The organism is Acidaminobacter sp. JC074 (assembly GCF_022496765.1).
Taxonomy (GTDB): Bacteria; Bacillota; Clostridia; order Peptostreptococcales; family Acidaminobacteraceae; genus JABXKX01.
In genome coordinates, this window is the sequence record NZ_VANV01000009.1 from 172,236 (window position 1) to 191,537 (window position 19,302).

Below are 19,302 nucleotides of genomic sequence, written 5' to 3' on the forward strand. Positions count from 1 at the left end.
ATTAATTAATTACTTAATTAGATTACATCCATAGCTTAAGAATGTCAACACTTCCTTGCAAAAAAACATTTATTCAACTAATATAGTATTCATAGAAAGGAAGTATTATGGCTAAAAACTGGTATCCAATCATTAATGAAGAAGACTGCATTGAATGTGGTAAGTGCATCGAAAGATGTAAAAAAGGCGTGTACGACAATACAAAGACTGTCGCTACAGTTATCCAACCTGACAACTGCTCATTTAGATGTGAATGTTGTAGTGCTTTATGCCCTGTAGGTGCAATTTCATATTATTCAGAACCGACATTATTCAGTATTGTTAAAGGTTCATGTGGACATTAAAATGACGCCAAAAGGCGTCATTTTCTACATCCAGCTAATTTTTGCTTTATTTCTTGGTACCGTACGTTTATATTTAATATCTGGATAACCGACTGCAAGACAGGCAACAATCTTTTCCTTTCGACCAATAGATAACTTCCTTTTGATCTTTCTACTAAAGTTGGCTACATAGGTAAAGAAACCTACATATAGTGAACCCAATCCATATGAATCAGCCATCAGTTCCATAGCCTTAGCAGCAAGACCTGCATCTAGATGATGCTCCGCGACAACAAGTATAACAACAGGTGCATCTTTAAATAAAAAACCTTGGCTAAAATCAAAGTCCTTAATATAATTGTTACCAAATACAGCAAGAAATTTCTGGAGCTTTTGAAAGATTGGCAAAACCATATTTTCATAGGACGTGATTTGATCTTTTAAAACAATGTATCTGACAGCTTGACTGTTCTTAGCAGTTGATGAATACCTGCCTGCCTCAATGATGTTCTTAACAATGTCATCGTCGACTGCTTGGTCTTTAAAATGCCTAATAGAACGAAGACCTTTTAACTTATGTAATAACTCTTCACTTGATAAGCTGATGTTACCATCTATTTCTTCTACTTCCGACATATCATAACCCTCTATAGATACAGCCTCAGTCGGACATATGGCTACACAGTGGCCACACATGATGCAGTTCTCCTTTATAACAATGGCCCTATTGTTTTCAATCTTTATAGCAAGACTTGGACAATCCTTTACACAAAGGCCACAGCCTATGCACTTATCATCTATACATACTTTCTTATCCATTAACGCTTCCCTTCTTATAATCCGTTAACAACTTCATATGATAAACCAAATCATACAAGTCATGAATCTTATCATCTAGATCCATGGCATAGAAGTTTTTAGTCCCTTCTTTTCTTATGGTGACCACACCTGCTTCTTTTAAAATCTTTAAATGATGTGAAACAGCTGGTCTTGATAAATGGGTTCTTTGAGTGATTTCTCCGACTCTCATACCTGTTGTACATGTTGTTTCAAATAAAGCAAGTATAATGGACTGCCTCGTCGTATCACCTACAGCTCTAAGCAGGTCTTGATTCTTCTTAAAATCTTCTTTTAGCTCTTCTAGCTTTTGATCAATCATAAACTACCTTTCGTTCAAATTTTTAAACCATTGCTTGTATCATACCACACATTCAAATAAAAGAAACATTGGGAAAGAAATTCAAGACCATTAGAATCAAATAAGCTAGTGGAGGTAATTATTCTGTCGGAATATCCGTTAATACTTGAAGGTTTAATACTTTTATCAGTTTGTTGATTCCATATTCAATAGAATTCACATGTAAATTTGAAACATTGATAGGTAAGTATTCTTTTATAACATCAGTCTCATTAAAATAAAACTTACTAATATCGGCAACTTTAATACTTGCTTTTTCTAGCTTCTTTCTTGAATAACCTTTTGATAATATTAAACAAGTTTGTACAATTGATGATCCAGTCGTGGAGTAAGTTCCTCTTATCATATGAGTTTGAAGGCTTTTTCGCATCTTAATTGATCTGTTGGTATAAAGTTGTCTCATCTTCATCAAATGTCTCTCATACATTCTATTATTGATGTATATACATAAAGTGGCTTGAGCTAAAAGAGAAGTACCCATATCACTATAATATTTCTTTTCTTCAAAATCTCGAGTTAGTCGGCTAGGTAATACTGCAAAGCCTACTCTCAAACCTGGAAATATTATTTTTGAAAAACTACGTAAATAAATGACATGAGTTTTATTAAAGTCATAGGTGATTAAAGGATCATTTGATTTATCCACTATATAATCTGCCATATAATCATCTTCAACAATATATACATCATACTTATAGGCTAATTCAATAATCTTTCTTTTGTCAGAAGAAGTTATACTTGTTCCAAACACATTATGCACTCTTGGCATCATATAAAAAAACTTAATCTTGTATGTTGCAAACATACTTTCAAGTTCTTCTAAATCTATACCCTTTGCATCTCTATTTATGGTCATTACTTGTGCACCATTTAATTTTAAATATTCAATATAACGATGATAAGTCGGTTGTTCAATCAAAATAGTTGATCTATTATTAGGTAGATCCATCTCTGATAAAATGGATAGTCCTTGCTGTATACCAGTTGTAATAACAATATTTTTTTCATCTGTAAATATAAAATCTTCAGTAACCAGCTTCATTACAGCCCTTTTCAATGGCAAATAACCTTGAGGTTCACTGTATTCAAATAAAGAACTTCTATGTTGTTCAATAGCTTGATTGACACACTGTTGATAATCTTTATAGGGAAATAACTTCTGATCGGGTGATGTTGTTTGAAAATCAATTAGGGCTACTTCATTATAAACATCTTCTTTAGTGTTTGATAAGTAAAACCCACTTTGAGGAATAGAATATAAAATACCTTTGCTCTTTAAATAATTTAGAGCTTTTAAAGCTGTTGTTTGATGACACTGATACCTGTCACAGATCTCACGAACCGATGAAAGACGGTCTCCTTCTTTTATGTTTAACCTTATTATACTTTCTTCTAACTCTTGGGCAATCTCTAAATATCTATACATATAATCTCCGAATTGTAGCGCTACAGTTTATTTTTGTTTCATTGTATCATACCTCACCTTATGGTTCAATTAAGCTACAAGAAGGAGGTTCACATGAACATAAATAAAGCTCATATTGCCGCATTTGGCTATTCAATTTTTGTAGGTATATCTTTTTTAATAACGAAACTTATGATACCACACGATTCTCCGAGCATCATACTTGCTCATCGTTTCACCATCGCATTTGTCGTCTATCTTGCATACTTTTATTTGACTAAGACAGGTATTCAAATAACACGAAAGAAAATGCTTTCCATACTCCCCCTAGCACCATTTTATCCATTGATGTTCTTTATCTTACAAGCTTTCGGTTTAAAATATGCAAGCTCTTCTGAGGCAGGTATTATATTTGCAACCATTCCAATTATTACAATGCTTCTAATATCACTGATTGGTAAGCGACCATCACTTGTACAAAGTTTGAGTATCCTCTTATCTGTATCGGGTGTACTCATAGGTTTCATCGGTAATTTTGATACTCTCAACTTCTCAAGTAACTCACTAGGCATATTGCTTTTGTTTATGTCTGCATTAAGTTTTTCAATATATACAATCCTTGTGAAAAAAGCAGTGACAATCGTCAGCATACACGAACTAACCTTTGTAAACATTACCATCGGTTTTATAGGTTTTAACATCATAGCACTGATTGAATCAAATGATATGATGATATTTTTTATAGAATATCTACAAGCATTTAAATCCGTGACCTATGCAGTTTGTATCCTCTATTCAGGTGTAATCGCAATGATTGGAACTTCACTCTTTTCAAATTATGCGTTAAAGCATCTGTCTCCTTCAAAGTTCAGTGTTTATACCAATTTATCTACATTAATCAGCATTGTTTCTGGAGCGGTATTTCTATCTGAACCACTCTATATCAACCACTATATTGGCAGTGCATTTATATTAATTGGCGTTATTAGTAGCAATTTCTCGAACATAATTGAAAAGAAAACACCTCTCCTACTAAAAAGATCCTGAACAATGTCAGGATCATTTAGTATTAACAAGGACTCAAACCTAGTCATATATTTTCTTAGAGATTTCTAAACCAGTCTTACTTACAGCTATACCTCCAAGGGCAGTTTCTCTAAGGGTTCTAGGTAGAGATTTACCTACCTTATACATGGCCTGTACCACTTCGTCAAAAGGTACAATAGAATTCACGCCAGCAAGAGACATATCTGCTGAAATCATAGCATTAACAACGCCTGATGCATTTCTCTTAGCACATGGTGCTTCTACCAAACCAGCAATGGGATCACAAACCAGTCCCATAACATTTTTGAGTGAAATGGCTGCTGCATTAAATACTTGTTCAATGCTGCCTGATCTAAAGTAAACCAGCATACCACTTGCCATGGCTGCTGCAGAACCACACTCGGCCTGACAACCGCCTTCTGCACCTGAAACAGTTGCATTTGATGTAATGAGTTCACCAATTAAGGATGCAACCAGTAAACCGTCCATCATTTCATTTGTACTAAGGCCTAGCTGCTCTTTGGCTGTAAATAGTGCTGCTGGAATGATACCACAAGAACCTGCTGTAGGGGCTGCACAAATTCTACCCATGCTGGCATTGACTTCAGATGCAGACAAGGCCTTACTCATGGCCATCATAACCCATTTGCCAGAATAGGAAGCCATACAGTCCGATACCTTCTTGGCATCGCCACCTATGATGTGACCTCTATAGTTTTCAGGATCTTCTATGGCATGGCGTGTAGACTTTTCCATTACCGACAGGACCTTATAGAGTTCTTCATACACACTGATGCTGTCCTTTTCAAAATACTCATATTCTTTTTTAAGGATGGTCTGAACAATGCCTTCTTGGTTGGCTAGTTTTATAAAGTCTTCAGCATTCTTATACATCTCCAACTCCTTTATCTACTTCAATGTATTTAACACTCTCTACATGAGGTATATTTTCAATCAGTTCTAAAACACCCTCATTTAATGGATCGTCTAACTCTATAATAATAGAAGCTTCTTTATTTTTAGACGTACGACTGACTTCCATGGTTGCAATGTTGATGTTTCTAGTTGCAAAAATAGTGGTCAAAACACTAAGGACACCTTTTTTATCCTGGTGTCTAATAATCACCGTCGGCAAATCACCTTTAAAGGAAACCACAAAATCGTTGATTCTTTTAATAACAATTTCACCGCCTCCTAAAGAAGAACCATAGATCTTGTTGATAGATCCATTGTCATTATAAAATATCATACCAACACTGTTTTCATGCATGCCTTCAAGTTCTGTTTCCATAAATGACACTTCAATATTTCTAGCTTTTGCATGTTCATAGGCATCTCTTAGTCTTACATCATAGGGTTCAAAGCCTAAAATACCGCCAATAAGGGCCTTGTCTGTACCATGGCCTTTATAGGTAGAAGCAAATGAGCCATGTAATAAAAACTCAACTTTTGAAAAGGTCTTATGATTTATGTATTTTGCGACAAGTCCAAGCTTTGCTGCACCTGCAGTATGGGAACTTGATGGACCGATCATAATAGGTCCCAATATATCAGAAAAAGAATATTGACTCATATTACACTCCTTTATTTCTTTATTTAATATTAAAAGTAACACAGAAAGTGTTTATTAGCAACAAAAAAAGAAGCCACATAACATAAGTTATGTGACCTCCAAGCTTATTATAAATATTAGGCAGCTTTCTTAACACTTTGTTCTGCTGCTCTTTCTTTTATCATGAATGAAATACCTAGACCAATTGCTGCCGCAATTGCAGAAATAATGAATGTTGTTGTGTAAGATCCAGCAAGTCTCTTGATAAAGATACCTGTTAGAGCTGCCAAACCATAAGCTTGATAGATAACCCCGTAGTTTGAACCGTATCTAAATGAACCGAACTCTTGGTTTGTAAATGTTGGGAAGAGTGCTAAGAAACCACCATAACCCACTGCAACACCAGCTGCTCCTAAATAGAAGATAACTGTTGAACCTGAGATAAAGCTCAGTGATAACAATGAAGCGATTGTAATAACAAATACAACCTTTAACATATTTAAAGTACCAAATTTATCAGAAAGTGTACCTGATACAAGTCTACTTGATGCATTGGCAATTGCTAATAAAGAAATAACGCCACCAGCTACAGAAGCTTCTAAACCAGCTACTTCAATACCGATATTCTTAGCTGCACCAAGAACCAGTAAGCCTGGAATTACAGCCAACCAGTACATTAACCAAGTTAACTTGAACTTCTTAGTTTTAACCATCTCAGCTGTTGTATAATCACCTTCACCACGTGTAGCAGAAGCCTTAACAAAGCCAGCAGGGTTGTTTGTAAGTAAACCACCTACAATAATTAAAGCCATTGAGATGATACCTAATGTCATAAATGTTTCTGAAACTGTGTTTGTCAGTAATGATCTTGATAAAATCTCCTTGAAGATGATTGATCCACCACCGAATACACCTACAGATAAACCTGTAATCATACCCTTGTATTTAGGGAACCACTTGATTAATGTTGATAATGGACATACATAAACAAAACCAACACCAGCACCTGTGATCACACCATATGTGATAAACAATAGACCAGGCGATCTAACAAATGATGATAAAATCAAACCACCACCATATAAAACACCACCAATAAGAAGTGCCATTCTAGGACCTTTCTTATCTACTATACGGCCAGACAACAATGTAGAAAATGCAAATACAAATTGTGCAAGTGCATATGGGAAGAAAGTTGCGTCACTGCTCCACCCGTACTCTGTTTGTAATGCCGTACCAAAAATACTCCATGCGTATAAACCTGCGATTGTTACTTGAGCTAATAATGCCCCAATTAGTACAAGATACTTATTTTTAATCGTATACATTTTTACCCCTCTCTCTTACAAATAATTGCTGATAAGAAGACTATAAACATTGGAGTAGGTCCAATGTCAAGATATTTTTTCAATTTTCTAATAATTATGCTAAAATAGGTTGTAGAAAGCGAGTAATTATGAAGAATAGATTTAGAATAGGTGAGCTTGCAAAAATCTTTAATATAAGCACAGACACCTTAAGACATTACGATAAGATTGGTTTATTAACGCCAGAACAAGACGATCAAAACCAATACAGGTATTACGATATAACAAGCATGTTTAAGCTCAGTAGAATCTTATTTATTAAGAATTTAGATATTTCTCTCAGTGAAATTGAAGATTACATGAACAATAAAAATGCTGATAGGCTTCTCAACATGCTTAAGAAAAAAGATGAGGAGTTGGAGTTTAAGATCCAACAACTGCAAAATCTTAAAAATAAAATCAACTCAAAACTAGAACTTTTTGAACAATCCAAAACAAAGCTGGATTCCATATACATTCAAACCATCGAAGACCGCCATGGTGTTTTTATTAAAACAACAGGCTTAGAAGATGAAACAGAAATCATTGAAATCTTTAAAAATACTGGTCATTATTTAAAGTCATCTTCCTGGTTGGTAGAAGGGGAAGTTCATACCTCTTTGCCAAAAGAAGATATGGAAATCGGCATCTTTAATCAGTTCAGATACTTTGTCGAAGTCAATCCACTTGATCTAGACATCAAAGACCATATTGTCTGCCTACCCAAAAAAGACTATGCTTGTATGACCGTTATTGGTCCTTATGAAGATCTGGTAAAACACTACCGAACCTTGGTGGACTGGATCAATGAGAATGGCTATTTGATTGACGGTGATTCTATCGAAAACAACATCGTAGACAACGATTACTCAGAATCTGCAGAAGAGTTTATTACAGAGCTTCAGATACCTGTTAGAAAAATAGATTAAGGAGTTAAAGTGACACAAGAGTTTAAAATAACATGCCCCATGGAATACACTATGAACACCATAGCCGGCAAATGGAAACTGGTGATTTTATGGCATATTTATGACAATGAAGTTATTCGTTTTAATGAACTGATGAGGTCTGTTAACGGCATCACCCATAAGATGCTGTCTAACCAGTTAAAAGAACTTGTTAATGATGATATCATTCATAAAGAAATCTATAAAGAGGTACCTCCAAAGGTTGAATACTCTTTAACGGAAAAAGGTAAAACCCTGATTCCTATTATGGATCTTTTGTTTGACTGGGGTAAAAAAAATAGACCTATTATATAGGCCTGAATAGAATTAACCGCCACTAGCTGGAGATAAAAAGGCAACCTTGTCTCCTGTTTTTAGTGGTGTTTTATATTTCTTGAGTTTTAAAAAATTTACATCATTGACAAAGGTAATGGCATTTTTTAATTGGCTTTTACATGAGATGCCAGAATCATTATGTATGACGTCTATTAAGTCTTTAACTGAGTTTGCTTGTAACTTCATCTGTGATGTCTGCATCAAGCTTCTCAGACTTCCATAAAAATAAACATTGATCATCGTATAACCCTAACTTCCTTAATGTCTTTTCTTTTGGTATCCCCTCTTGGTCCCAACCTCTGCAGGCATAGAACTGCTTTTTAAGTGATTCAAGAGGTACTTTTGCATCACTCACACCTGCTTGCGCTTCATGGGTCAAACGTTTTGGAAGCCCATCGTCTGAAGCTTTAAGACCTCTTTTTAAATTGATCATCCGCTCTAAGTTAAAGCCTCTCTCTCCTATTGTTTTAAATCTACCAAGATCCATCTTCATACCTGTTGCAAGCTTGATGCCCTTACTGTGAGGAATCATCGGAAGGTGAATAGGCAAGCTTTTCATATAGTTCAACCTCTTGATAATAAAGGCTGTTATTGGTGTTGTTAATAGCTTGTTTGCCACTGAAGTTAAACCTGAGTTGGGTTTTTCTAAAATATCTTTTGGCAACATCATTTGAAGGGTGAATACACATTGTCCTGCCGCTGAACAAGCTTCCATCATATCTTGACTAAAGATGGTAAATTCAGCTTTGTTGGTTGTCTTATATGGATTCATATTCATACTGAGTCCTTCAAACAAGACAATATAACCTGCATTCAAATGACAGCCTCCCCTATTAGAAACCGCATAACCGAGTCCTTGACCAACAGCACCTCTTGGTTCATAAGCAGAAAGTTCCATACCCTTAGAATGAATGGCAAAGTCATGGCCACCATACTTGTCAGAAAGAAACTTTACACCTTCAGCCAAATCATTGCCAATGCCCTCTCTATAGGCTATCATTCTAATAATTTCAGAAAGATTATCTATTTTACCGAATTCAAGTCCATTGTCCCAAAGACCTTTTTCATTAAGTTCCATAGCAAAGGCAATAACACCAGCAGTACTGATAGAATCCATACCATACTCATCTAATTCCAAGTTCCATCTACAAATGGCTTCTAAATTGTTGTTTAATATATTGGGCCCAAACAAGCCAATGGTTTCAAGTTCTGGACCTTTTACTATTTTATCATGAACTTTAACCTGCCTACCACACTGTATGGGACATGTGATGCAGCCTTTTTTTTTAATTACATGATTTTCTTTTAGACTTTCACCAGATACCTTATCAAAGTCATTGTACCTGCCTGCATTAAAATTTCTTGTAGCTAGTATATTGTTATGATGCATGATGGTTAAAAGCCCCGCTGTTCCAAAAGTCGGTAGCTGTTTCCCTGTCAGTGGATGCATCCTTAACTTACTTATCCAATTCTTATAAAATGACTTAATCGTCGAATCGTAAACCTGTGTTTTAATTTTTCCAAATGTTGCTATGGCCTTTAAATTCTTATAACCAAATACTGCACCAATACCACCACGTCCAGCTGTTCTCTCTCCTGAAAACAAACCGGCATACTTGACTTGATTTTCACCAGCAGGACCTATTACCAGCTTGCCATACCGCTTGGGTAAGGCTTCTTGTACCTGGTCTACATGCATGCCCCACAAGCTCTTTGCATCATGAAAACTTATAGAATCTTCTGTCAACTCAAGCCAGACCTTGTCTGAGGCTTTTCCAGATATAATCAGCGCATCATAACCTGTTTTTTTAAGCATCAAACCGAAATCACCACCACAATTGGATGAAGTAATAAGACCGGTTAAAGGTGAAATGCTAGAGACATTAAAACGACTTGATGCTGGTGCTCCCGTACCTGTCATTGGGCCAGTGGAAATGACCACTATATTTTCTTCTGATAAGGGTTTAATCTTATCATCCAATAGATCATAGATGATTTTAGCTGCCATGACCTTGCCACCTAGAAAGCGCTCACGATCACTGTCTGTCCAAGGATACAAACTTGTTTTTTGTGTGGATAAATCAATTTTTAGTACTTTACCAGCATATGCTTTCAATCCAGCCTCCTTTGAGTGAATATTCACTCACTCCTATTATACTGACAAAGCTTTTCTTTGTAAACAAAATAAATCCCGGTGAAATCAATCACCAGGACATCTTTTAATCTTCAAATCTGTTGCCTTTAATAAAACTTGAACCCCTTCTCATGACTTCACCCATCTTTGACATGACAAAATCATAAGAATTTTCATCGTGTGGTTTTGTACAACCCGAGCAATCCTTCACACCATGTGTTGTAGAGAAATTACCACCGCATTCATCACCTAACATGAAAAGTGGACAATAACAAAACAAACAGTTAAACTTATCCTCATCAACGCCCTTGTGACATGGAAAATACTCGCACTTTTTATTTTGATTAAATTTATAGTTTGCCATACTTGCTCCTTTATATATTGTATTCGTTACTGAATCCATCATACCACTAAAGCAGCTTATTAACTACAACTTTTCTCAAATTAAAGTCTCTTTAAAAGCCTTTGGAGACATACCTTCGTAATGCTTAAAGAACTTGGTCATATTGGCTGCTTCATAAAAACCTAAGATTTCTGAAATCTCATAGTTCATCAAATCACCTTGACTGAGATATCTTTTTATTTCAAGAATCACTCTCTTGATAATAAACTCTTTTGCTGACATGCCAACAACTTTTCTTGTCACCTGGTTGATGTTTTTTTTAGATAAGTGCATCATATGAGCATAATCTTCTACATTTCTTGTCTCGAAATAGTGTTTTTCTACAAAATCTCTAAATACTTTAAAATGTTCATATTCCTTAGAGCTATAAACTTTCTCTTTTACTTGGATATCACCCTTAATAGACACTATAAAGCTTTGAAACAAGGATGCTATTAACTCCACATTCATACGTTCTATACGTTTACTGTATTCCTTATAGAGTAAGTCTAAGAGGATTCGGTGGGTTTGACTAGAAGAAGTCTCTAAGCAGATAACTGGAGACCCTAAAGCTGAGTCTACAAACTCCAAAAACAAGTCCTCACTCAAGCCTTCTACTTTATAAAAAAATGGTTCATTGATATGAAGAATATAGCCCTTTACATCCTTGTTAACCTGAAAACGGTGAACCTGATTTTTCTGGACAAAGATCAAATCCCCCTTCTTATATGCATAAGAATTGAAGTCTACATGATGGTAGCCTGATCCCTCAGCAATATAGAGAATTGCCCAGAAATTTAACCTAAAATCTTTTTCTAACATCCTTTTAGGACGTGTTGAAAAGAAGAGATTTAAATCCACAATCTCAAAGTCCAATGTCTTTTTAGTTTTATAGTCCACACGATCAATGGTATTCATCATAATCCTCCTGACTAAAGACGTCAATCACGACCTTTTCAAGACTCTTGTTCTTATCTTTCATGAGCAACCTCCTGGATACTTGTGACATTCAGTCATGAGAGGAATGGAGGTTAACGGTAAGAAGCTTGAGTAATTATAGCCATCTGCCTTCTGGACCAACTCACAATACTTATGATTGATACCTTGCACTGTTCCGTGTTTTGTTTTGATATTGAAATAGCCACTTGTTCTACAAGACACAGTACCATAATGGGTTCCCTTTTTCTTACCGTTTGGTACATTCGCTTTGACTAAGTCACCAGTCTTAAATCCATGATGATATTTCTGTCTCGGTTTATAAGCTCTTGGAAAACCATACTTATCGAGTAGTGTCCTAGAATGAGAACCTCTACCACATGCACTTATTTTTAGGACCTTCAAATCCTTAGGTCTATCAAAAGACTCTGGTATCTCACCAACACATAAAGCATCATAATAATGTGTCTTTTCAAGACCCATCTTACTTCTGTTAAACTTGGTTCTCCCACCACTTGACACTTCTAAGTGCTCGGTTTTTCTGCTAAGCATTTGATAGGTCGCTTTTCTAGATGTATTCACTCTTGCTGCATCTCTATAGAATCCCGGTCTTCCTTTTGATAGCACCATTTCTATATGCTTAACCCTGATTTGATCAATTTTCTTATGACTGATTTTCAACCTTTGAGACCACTCTTCTAGATTCCTTGAAGCCTTTTCTTGATTACACGTCCTACAAGCAATTGTTAAATTAGATACTCTATCGGTACCGCCATTATTTCTTGATACCATATGTTCTACTTCTAAGATGGGATCTTTACTTTCACCTTTACAATACTGACATGTGTGATTAGTTGTGTAAAGTAAATACTCTCTGACTTCGTATCCGAATAAAGTTCCTTGTTGATATTCTATTCCTGAGATATCAGGCTTCTCCATTAACTGAGTATCAAAACGAACCGTCTCCACACTAATGGCCTTGATAGGACATAACTTATGTAAACGATCTGTCATAGTTTCTACGTTGTCAACAGTGGATTGTACAGAAGGTGGTAACCAACCTGCTTTTCTAGTCCTATTTTGGAACCTCGGTTTTCTATACCGAGTCTTACGATTTCTTCTGCTTTTTCTAAAACTTCTACGATCATCTAGATTTGATTTAATAACTTCTGCTCGATGATCGAGTTCTCCAAGAAAAACAACTTTTGCTTCTACTTTGGCATCTTCGACAATGGCAATACCTGTTGTCTTTGCACCTGGGTCAAATTTGAGGATATAATCCTTAGTTTCAGGATCCACGATTAATTGTTTTAGCCTAATCGTAAAAGGCTCTCTTTTGTGTACTACCGCATAACCCTTGTTCAATAACCATCTTGCTTTTGCAGGATGACAAGGGTTAAGCGGTGTTTTGTTCTTGTTTAATACAAAAACCATAAAGTAATTTCCTTTCTCTTAGAGCGAGCTCTAAGGTATCGCAAGAAAACTCGCCTGCCTCGCCAATGTTATCTACACTTGTTAAGCTACACTCACCGTCCGCACCCCTACAAACTGTTTAAAATGTAACGCTAGTGCTGCAAGCTGGCAGAGCACCTGCAGGTAGCATGATGTAAATAACGTAGTACACTAAGTACTTAAGCTGGTCAACTAGGATATAGAAACATATCCTCGACTTCAGACGTGCTACAAGCCTGCGACTTTAGTCGTGGGTTGTTGACAGCTATCCTTTTATTTTCTGAATCAGTTGATGAGCATCAAAGTTTGTATAAATGTTTCCCTTTTCTTTATGAGACTGCCCCGCAAGATTGGGATTCACACGAATCAAGCTAATATTATCATACTTGCTAGACAGTTCATCAAAAGGATATCTAATGATGACAGGGGTATTATAACCGACTCCTAGTTCAAGTAGGACTATTTTTTCATCTACATCAATAAAATCAATATAAGCTTCCCTATTATCCAGGTTTTCTGCTTCTACAAACATATGGTCAATACGGAGGTTTGGACAAAGTAATTCCCCGCACTCCTTACATCTTGGTATGTCCTCTGTTCTAATTTCAGTCTTGTCCTTCCCCATATATTCCAACATCTTATAGATATCTTCTTTATTGTCATATAAGGTTTCATGACATGATTTAGAACATTGAAATTTACCATAAGACCCTTGCATTGAAAAAATCTTATCTTTTGAAAAACCACCCTTGAAAAATTGTCCATCTGCATTGGTCGTAATAACAAAGTAGTGCTTATCTTTAACTATATCATATAAATCTTTATAGGCCTCAAGCTGGTCTGTTCTGTAATATACATTGTAAATATGTCTGGCCCAAAAGCCCCAATAGGTATTAGCACTTTCTTCTCTTAAATACCAATGATGAGCGATACCATCAGAGATGGTTTTGTAGCCTAGCCTCGCATAAAGCGGATAAAGTTCTTTAAAAAGTCCTTCATCGTTATAGTTGAGACCTGCTGAAGCACTTAAACCTGCACCAGCACCTATAACAATACGGTCAGCTTGGTCAATGTTTTTTATTATTTCATCAAGAAGGTCACTTGATAAACTTGCTTTGGTGTTTATATTCATTCTGATTGACACATGCCACATCGCTCTCTGCATATATGGAGCCCATCTTTGCAAGCGGTCAGTGGGTGCCGTAGAATCAGTTGTTTTTATTTGTATCGTAGTCCCTTTCTTGCTATTTGATAAGCTGCCGCATCATGTGAAGAACAACCTAATCTTTTCATTACTTTTTTTCCTTCTTTTGAAGTATTTCTTGGATTGACATACTTAAATGCTACCCCTCTATTTAAACATCTACTTTCTACAGCTTTCATATACTTAACAAACGGAAATCCAGATAACATTCGTTTATACTTCTTTGTCTGCCTTCTAAGATAAAAGTTTTTTATGCTTAAAATCTAGATTTTCAATGACGACCATTAAACCATTAATTTCAGCATAATTCGTAATATCTACAGCTACTTTGTTTAACATATCTTTGATTTGATTAGAGGATTTTGAGTACATTTCATACTTTAATGTAAAATGGTTTATTGGATTACCGTATCGGTCGACATGACATGATAGCAATTAAGATGATTGACATTAAAATCGACACCTAATGCCCCTACATAAGGACTTGTAATTTCTTTTGGTGCTTCATATTCTAATGATGCATGAAGATACCATATATCTCTTTTTCTTATGAATCGATAGGATACTGCTTGATAGATCTTTTCAATTTTAAAGCCTTTATTTACACGATAGCCATAATGCTATGTCACTTTTTCCATCATTTCGTTTCCATAATTGAAATCAACGTCCTTAATAGTCAAATATTGTCCATATTTTTTTTCTAAACATCTTGGTATTCTAAGCTTTAGTTCATCTCCAGAATATCTACAGTTTTGGTTACCATTTACTTCATCTTTGGACCCTATACAGAAAAACATATGGTTTCGAGCATTTCCCCATTCTTGTTTCCATTCGCTATGGGATAAACCACAAGGCTTAAATTGCTTCTTGAAAAGCTTTTTAGTGCCGAAGCAAACCCTTATAATGCCATTATCTAAATCATTTTCAAGTTTCATTAGTTTGTGTTGAATGTTGCCTAATTTACGTTTTTTATAATGTATATTACGTTCTAATTGCTTCTTTTCTTTCACAAGGTCTTTAAAATGTGTATCCGATTGTTTAAGGTACTTTAGAGTCAAACCAATTTCTTTACTATCTGATGTAAGTCTTTGTATGTCCTTTGTTAAAAACTCAAGACGCATTTTCTTATCAGAAATCTCATCATTCATCAATTCTATCCTTGAATCTATAAGTCCACTTATATGACAATACATACTATTAAACGGTCTAGCAAGTATGCCATATTCTGATATGTACTTCTTTTTGAGTTGATTTCTTTTCATTTTTTTACATGCTAAATCAACAAAAGTTTACGTGATAAACGCGACCAGAAGTCTGCTACTTCATTAAGTACAGAGTAATATGATTCTATTCTAATTTTCTCCTGGTAAGTGACATTAATTACAGACATAAAAAAATAACTCCTTTGATCGATAATAAATAAATCTAGGAATTATTAATATAAGTAAACATATATATAGTGAAAAAAGAAATTAGATAATAAGAAAATAAATATACTTTATTATACCAAAAAAGACACCAGAACACAAGTTCGGAGCGCTGACAACTTGTAAAAATCATGTCAAAAATTAGAAAAGAGATTTAATAAAAGAATGTTAATATATGCTCGCGTGTGTTCGAAATCGTTTTCTATGTTTTTCTGTACTTTTACATATTTTGCTATGTTTTTTGCAACTGTAGCTAACCCGTCGAAACCAACATTGAAAAAAAAATAACACACCTGCAATGGATGAACCCATAGAAGAAGCAGCGACAAAGTCACTGCCCAATCCAGATATAAAATACACATCCATGGTATGCATGAGAATTTGAAGGACTGAACCTATCATAAGTGGCAGCCCTAATCTTATGATACTTTTAAAGTGTTTAAAACTCATTTTACCTACCTAACAAGAGTGATGCACTTGAATTTCTGTCACAACGCATGCATCTACTCGCTTCATATTTTGCATCTTCTAAAGAATAATTTTTATTGACTTGATCAAAGCTTTTGATTCTCATAATAGGATCTAAAGTATCAATTTCTCTTAAATCGTCATCAAAGGTTCTGATGTTTAATACCTTTTCAGGTATTGTAATCGGTTTACCAGTATAAAGACCAGAACCACCTAAATAGGCATCAATAGACTCAGCTGCTTTTTTACCTTGACCAATGGCATCAATTACAATGGTTGGCTTTAAGACGTCACCTGCTAGGAAAATATCGTCAGCCCCTTCAAGTTCTGGCTGGTCCATTAAAGTAAAAGATAAATCGCGCTTTTGTCCAATTGCCCAAACAATTAAATCCACATTTTCAAGCACCAAGTCACTGTTAGCAAAGACTGGCGAAAATCCACCACCGTCATTATATACATCTAAACAAGTCTTTAAATGAACATTTGAATCCTCAATCCTGTCTATACCATAACCGTGTAATAGATTAACACCCTCTTCTTTAGATTGAAGACATTCTTCCTTACTGGCCGGCAGTATGTTCTCTGATTCCAAAGAAACAAGACTCACCTTGGCACCTAAACGTATACTTGAACGGGCAACATCCATAGAAACATCTCCGCCACCGACAACAAGGATATGACCCTCAAATGAGTTCAAGTCGCCTGTATGAACCTGGCGTAAGAAGTCAATGGCAGCCTGGGAGTCTATAGTTGACTCAAGACTTTTACCTATCGGTGTACCTGTAGCAATTAATACAGAATTATGGCGACTTCTTATTTCATCAAACATCGCATCTTTACCAACTTCAAAGTTTCTTTTTATTTGAACACCCAGTTCCTCAATGGTTTTGATTTCTCTTTGAATCTCCACTGATGGTAAACGGTACTTTGGAACACCATAAGAAAGCATGCCACCTGCTTCAGCATTTTTTTCATAAATAGTAACATCATAGCCACTTCTTCTTAAAAAGTAGCCTGCCGTCAAACCTGCCGGTCCACCGCCAATGATGCCTACAGATAAACCTTTATCATCTAGACAGGTCTCCTTTTCCCAAGATTCTAGGGCTTTTGCAGAGATAAACCTCTGTAAGGCTCTAACACCGACTGTACCCGTTATTTCCCCCCTTCTACACCTGTCTTCGCAAGGTCTTGCACAAACAGAACCACATACAGATGAAAGTGGGTTTTCCTGTCTCATCAGCTTGTAAGCTTGATCGTAATCGTCATCTTTCATAAGGGCTACAAAACCTGGTATATGAATACCTGCTGGACAGGCATTGATACACTGGGCTTTAAAAAGACCTCTGCAGATGCCAAGAGAACAAGCCCCCTTTACATGTGACTCAAATTCATCTTCATACCATTCTAAGAGTTGAGATATATTTTTACAGGCAAGCTTTTCTCCGAGTGTTTTACCTGGTTTTGAAAGGCGTATTCTTAAAATGTCTAAAGTATTTTCATCACTAGAGCCATTTGTAAGGTCTTCTATTAATTGATAGAGCTTCTTTAAAGATTCATTTACAATCCCAAGCTCTCTCATAACAAATCTAAGCATAAATCTTGAATAGTCTACCGGACAAAAGTCATCTAAAAATAAAATGCTTTCTTCATAGAACTTTAGTTCAGAAAGTGTTTTTCTGATATCAAAGCCCTTATAAAAACTTCCAAGACCACCACCTACTTGAATCAAAGAAGGTCTTTTTGATGTAAAATGCTTATAGAAAAGGTCTTTTAAAGTCATGGACTCTAAAACTTCTACTTCTTTTACTTGACTTTGGTAATATAGTTTAAGCTTCATCACTGACCTCCTTATAGTTGGTTTTATAAGCCGGTCTGTCTAAATTATGTTTGTAATAAGTCGGTAGTGAATTCAGTGCATTTTCATAACCTAGCATACTGATAGGACAAACCCTGATACACTGGACACACTCATGTTTGATGGCCATCATATCAAAGCATTTAATATGGTCTGTTGTTCTTTTTACTGTTCCTCTATAACGAGATTCCTCTTTAGGAATAGCACCTGATGGACAGGATTTCTGACACATCCTGCATCTGGCACAAAACTCTTCTATATTGTAATCTATGGGCTCATCAAGTTCCAGGTCTGCATCAATTATAACCGATGTGTACTTAATCCTAGTACCACATTCTGGTGTATGAACAATGCCATAAGTTGAAAAGTTTCCAAGTCCTGCATTGACTGCATGAACAGAATACTTGATAAAACCTTCCCAAGACCTGGCCCTGCAATCATATCCTTTAGACCTTATAAAATCTGCAACTTCATGCACATGTGCTGCACAGTGAGCATACCCATAATAGGCTGCCGTATCATGTTCTGGTTTAGGATATCGGTGGACCACTTCATGTGGCATTTCATAACCTAAAAGTATAATGGTATCAAAAATAATTTCATCATCCACTTCCACAGAAATAAATCGCCTGTCTATCTTTGTTACTCCAACAGAAACAAACCCCCGTGATTTTGCATAATCAAAGATGGCTTTTTTGAGGTCTTTTTCATCCATTTGTTTTTCAGGATGCACCTGAGGAAGGTCCTGACCTTTTGCCTCACGAAGAATTCTTTCATATGACGTATGAAGTGTATCCTTGTACCAATCACTTTCATCGACATATTCATCCATCAGTGTACCAAAAAAATTAGGCCTGTTCTTGTTGTTAAAGGCTGGCGGATCCGGTGGGAAGGGGTGGTTTTTAATAGATAGGTCAAATTCCTCAGTATCCACTATGTTGATATAGGGATTGCGGTCTGTGATGACCTTACCAGGATTGTTGAAATATTTGAACATACCATTGGAATAAGACCATCGCTGGATTCTATTATTTTCTGTAGATTCAAGCATTTCTTTTTTACTTTTGTTCCAGCCATCAACAACGGATTGATAGCTCTCTTTTTTATCATCTTCATATTGATGATAAACTTTTACATCATTACTCATAAACGCTCCTTTATAAAATAAGCTATTGCTATACCTTATGGCGCAAGACTGTCGGTTCCCTAGATGATGATCATTAAATAATGACTTATTATGATTTTAAACGAAAACTAGGTCTGGGTCAAAATTTTACTTGTGAGATTTTC

21 protein-coding genes are annotated in these 19,302 nt (G+C 35.7%); 4 read left to right on the forward strand and 17 right to left on the reverse strand.

Features of this window, described 5'->3' with window-relative positions:
* The first annotated feature begins 107 nt into the window (after positions 1–107).
* Positions 108–344 carry an ATP-binding protein gene (locus tag EZV73_RS11300; protein ID WP_240840422.1) on the forward strand — a complete coding sequence of 79 codons (237 nt, stop codon included), beginning with the start codon at positions 108–110 and terminating at the stop codon, positions 342–344.
* Between the two features lie 24 nt (positions 345–368).
* Here EZV73_RS11300 and EZV73_RS11305 read toward each other — a convergent pair whose 3' ends face one another.
* The 3 genes from EZV73_RS11305 to EZV73_RS11315 form a co-directional block, all read right to left on the reverse strand.
* Positions 369–1,142 (reverse strand): nitroreductase family protein, encoded by a 774-nt coding sequence (locus EZV73_RS11305; protein WP_240840423.1) that lies wholly within the window; start codon positions 1,140–1,142, stop codon positions 369–371.
* Positions 1,135–1,482, reverse strand: a complete 348-nt coding sequence (locus EZV73_RS11310; protein WP_240840424.1) for a helix-turn-helix transcriptional regulator — start codon at positions 1,480–1,482, stop codon at positions 1,135–1,137. The genes EZV73_RS11305 and EZV73_RS11310 overlap by 8 nt, the downstream gene beginning before the upstream one ends.
* Before the next feature lie 118 nt (positions 1,483–1,600).
* Entirely contained in the window at positions 1,601–2,947 is a 1,347-nt protein-coding gene (locus EZV73_RS11315; protein ID WP_240840425.1) for a PLP-dependent aminotransferase family protein, read from the reverse strand.
* A gap of 93 nt (positions 2,948–3,040) precedes the next feature.
* Here EZV73_RS11315 and EZV73_RS11320 point away from each other — a divergent pair, with 93 nt between their 5' ends.
* Positions 3,041–3,973, forward strand: coding sequence for a DMT family transporter (locus tag EZV73_RS11320; RefSeq protein WP_240840426.1), 933 nt, complete (start codon positions 3,041–3,043; stop codon positions 3,971–3,973).
* 39 nt (positions 3,974–4,012) lie between these two features.
* Here EZV73_RS11320 and sdaAA read toward each other — a convergent pair whose 3' ends face one another.
* The 3 genes from sdaAA to EZV73_RS11335 form a co-directional block, all read right to left on the reverse strand.
* Positions 4,013–4,867, reverse strand: a complete 855-nt coding sequence (gene sdaAA, locus EZV73_RS11325) for an L-serine ammonia-lyase, iron-sulfur-dependent, subunit alpha (RefSeq protein ID WP_240840427.1) — start codon at positions 4,865–4,867, stop codon at positions 4,013–4,015.
* Positions 4,860–5,546 (reverse strand): L-serine ammonia-lyase, iron-sulfur-dependent subunit beta, encoded by a 687-nt coding sequence (gene sdaAB / locus EZV73_RS11330; RefSeq protein WP_240840428.1) that lies wholly within the window; start codon positions 5,544–5,546, stop codon positions 4,860–4,862. Before sdaAB ends, sdaAA begins: the two co-directional genes overlap by 8 nt.
* A 116-nt stretch (positions 5,547–5,662) precedes the next feature.
* Positions 5,663–6,853 (reverse strand): OFA family MFS transporter, encoded by a 1,191-nt coding sequence (locus EZV73_RS11335; protein ID WP_240840429.1) that lies wholly within the window; start codon positions 6,851–6,853, stop codon positions 5,663–5,665.
* A 128-nt stretch (positions 6,854–6,981) separates the two neighbouring features.
* Between EZV73_RS11335 and EZV73_RS11340 the strand changes: the two genes are divergently transcribed.
* Positions 6,982–7,800 (forward strand): MerR family DNA-binding transcriptional regulator, encoded by an 819-nt coding sequence (locus tag EZV73_RS11340; RefSeq protein ID WP_240840430.1) that lies wholly within the window; start codon positions 6,982–6,984, stop codon positions 7,798–7,800.
* A 39-nt stretch (positions 7,801–7,839) separates the two neighbouring features.
* Positions 7,840–8,133: a helix-turn-helix domain-containing protein gene (locus tag EZV73_RS11345; protein WP_240840626.1), complete on the forward strand. Its 294-nt coding sequence runs from the start codon at positions 7,840–7,842 to the stop codon at positions 8,131–8,133.
* 12 nt (positions 8,134–8,145) lie between these two features.
* Here the strand turns inward: EZV73_RS11345 and EZV73_RS11350 are convergent, their stop codons facing one another.
* From EZV73_RS11350 to EZV73_RS11400, 11 genes are all read right to left on the reverse strand, one after another.
* A complete protein-coding gene (locus EZV73_RS11350) occupies positions 8,146–8,340 on the reverse strand; it encodes a MoaD/ThiS family protein (protein WP_240840431.1) in 195 nt (64 codons plus the stop codon).
* Positions 8,315–10,270 carry an aldehyde ferredoxin oxidoreductase family protein gene (locus tag EZV73_RS11355; RefSeq protein WP_240840432.1) on the reverse strand — a complete coding sequence of 652 codons (1,956 nt, stop codon included), beginning with the start codon at positions 10,268–10,270 and terminating at the stop codon, positions 8,315–8,317. Before EZV73_RS11355 ends, EZV73_RS11350 begins: the two co-directional genes overlap by 26 nt.
* A 103-nt stretch (positions 10,271–10,373) precedes the next feature.
* Positions 10,374–10,652: a cysteine-rich small domain-containing protein gene (locus EZV73_RS11360; protein WP_240840433.1), complete on the reverse strand. Its 279-nt coding sequence runs from the start codon at positions 10,650–10,652 to the stop codon at positions 10,374–10,376.
* Between the two features lie 75 nt (positions 10,653–10,727).
* Positions 10,728–11,588, reverse strand: coding sequence for an AraC family transcriptional regulator (locus EZV73_RS11365; protein WP_240840434.1), 861 nt, complete (start codon positions 11,586–11,588; stop codon positions 10,728–10,730).
* 60 nt (positions 11,589–11,648) lie between these two features.
* Positions 11,649–13,040 (reverse strand): RNA-guided endonuclease IscB, encoded by a 1,392-nt coding sequence (iscB, locus tag EZV73_RS11370; protein ID WP_240840435.1) that lies wholly within the window; start codon positions 13,038–13,040, stop codon positions 11,649–11,651.
* 283 nt (positions 13,041–13,323) lie between these two features.
* Entirely contained in the window at positions 13,324–14,223 is a 900-nt protein-coding gene (locus EZV73_RS11375; protein WP_240840436.1) for a Sir2 family NAD-dependent protein deacetylase, read from the reverse strand.
* A 53-nt stretch (positions 14,224–14,276) separates the two neighbouring features.
* A complete protein-coding gene (locus EZV73_RS11380) occupies positions 14,277–14,471 on the reverse strand; it encodes a hypothetical protein (RefSeq protein ID WP_240840437.1) in 195 nt (64 codons plus the stop codon).
* A 25-nt stretch (positions 14,472–14,496) separates the two neighbouring features.
* A complete protein-coding gene (locus tag EZV73_RS11385) occupies positions 14,497–14,634 on the reverse strand; it encodes a hypothetical protein (protein WP_240840438.1) in 138 nt (45 codons plus the stop codon).
* 248 nt (positions 14,635–14,882) lie between these two features.
* Positions 14,883–15,524 carry a hypothetical protein gene (locus EZV73_RS11390; protein ID WP_240840439.1) on the reverse strand — a complete coding sequence of 214 codons (642 nt, stop codon included), beginning with the start codon at positions 15,522–15,524 and terminating at the stop codon, positions 14,883–14,885.
* Between the two features lie 616 nt (positions 15,525–16,140).
* Positions 16,141–17,994: an FAD-dependent oxidoreductase gene (locus EZV73_RS11395; protein ID WP_240840440.1), complete on the reverse strand. Its 1,854-nt coding sequence runs from the start codon at positions 17,992–17,994 to the stop codon at positions 16,141–16,143.
* Complete coding sequence (locus EZV73_RS11400; RefSeq protein WP_240840441.1) at positions 17,984–19,159, reverse strand: reductive dehalogenase domain-containing protein; 1,176 nt, start codon at positions 19,157–19,159, stop codon at positions 17,984–17,986. Before EZV73_RS11400 ends, EZV73_RS11395 begins: the two co-directional genes overlap by 11 nt.
* Positions 19,160–19,302 lie beyond the last annotated feature (143 nt).

Excerpts from the sequence above, each read along its gene's own strand:
- EZV73_RS11300 (WP_240840422.1), top strand. The coding sequence starts at position 108 with ATGGCTAAAAACTGGTATCCAATCATTAATGAAGAAGACTGCATTGAA.
- EZV73_RS11305 (WP_240840423.1), bottom strand. The coding sequence starts at position 1,142 with ATGGATAAGAAAGTATGTATAGATGATAAGTGCATAGGCTGTGGCCTT.
- EZV73_RS11310 (WP_240840424.1), bottom strand. The coding sequence starts at position 1,482 with ATGATTGATCAAAAGCTAGAAGAGCTAAAAGAAGATTTTAAGAAGAAT.
- EZV73_RS11315 (WP_240840425.1), bottom strand. The coding sequence starts at position 2,947 with ATGTATAGATATTTAGAGATTGCCCAAGAGTTAGAAGAAAGTATAATA.
- EZV73_RS11320 (WP_240840426.1), top strand. The coding sequence starts at position 3,041 with ATGAACATAAATAAAGCTCATATTGCCGCATTTGGCTATTCAATTTTT.
- sdaAA (WP_240840427.1), bottom strand. The coding sequence starts at position 4,867 with ATGTATAAGAATGCTGAAGACTTTATAAAACTAGCCAACCAAGAAGGC.
- sdaAB (WP_240840428.1), bottom strand. The coding sequence starts at position 5,546 with ATGAGTCAATATTCTTTTTCTGATATATTGGGACCTATTATGATCGGT.
- EZV73_RS11335 (WP_240840429.1), bottom strand. The coding sequence starts at position 6,853 with ATGTATACGATTAAAAATAAGTATCTTGTACTAATTGGGGCATTATTA.
- EZV73_RS11340 (WP_240840430.1), top strand. The coding sequence starts at position 6,982 with ATGAAGAATAGATTTAGAATAGGTGAGCTTGCAAAAATCTTTAATATA.
- EZV73_RS11345 (WP_240840626.1), top strand. The coding sequence starts at position 7,840 with ATGGAATACACTATGAACACCATAGCCGGCAAATGGAAACTGGTGATT.
- EZV73_RS11350 (WP_240840431.1), bottom strand. The coding sequence starts at position 8,340 with ATGAAGTTACAAGCAAACTCAGTTAAAGACTTAATAGACGTCATACAT.
- EZV73_RS11360 (WP_240840433.1), bottom strand. The coding sequence starts at position 10,652 with ATGGCAAACTATAAATTTAATCAAAATAAAAAGTGCGAGTATTTTCCA.
- EZV73_RS11365 (WP_240840434.1), bottom strand. The coding sequence starts at position 11,588 with ATGAATACCATTGATCGTGTGGACTATAAAACTAAAAAGACATTGGAC.
- iscB (WP_240840435.1), bottom strand. The coding sequence starts at position 13,040 with ATGGTTTTTGTATTAAACAAGAACAAAACACCGCTTAACCCTTGTCAT.
- EZV73_RS11375 (WP_240840436.1), bottom strand. The coding sequence starts at position 14,223 with ATGCAGAGAGCGATGTGGCATGTGTCAATCAGAATGAATATAAACACC.
- EZV73_RS11380 (WP_240840437.1), bottom strand. The coding sequence starts at position 14,471 with ATGTTATCTGGATTTCCGTTTGTTAAGTATATGAAAGCTGTAGAAAGT.
- EZV73_RS11385 (WP_240840438.1), bottom strand. The coding sequence starts at position 14,634 with ATGTACTCAAAATCCTCTAATCAAATCAAAGATATGTTAAACAAAGTA.
- EZV73_RS11390 (WP_240840439.1), bottom strand. The coding sequence starts at position 15,524 with ATGAAAAGAAATCAACTCAAAAAGAAGTACATATCAGAATATGGCATA.
- EZV73_RS11395 (WP_240840440.1), bottom strand. The coding sequence starts at position 17,994 with ATGAAGCTTAAACTATATTACCAAAGTCAAGTAAAAGAAGTAGAAGTT.
- EZV73_RS11400 (WP_240840441.1), bottom strand. The coding sequence starts at position 19,159 with ATGAGTAATGATGTAAAAGTTTATCATCAATATGAAGATGATAAAAAA.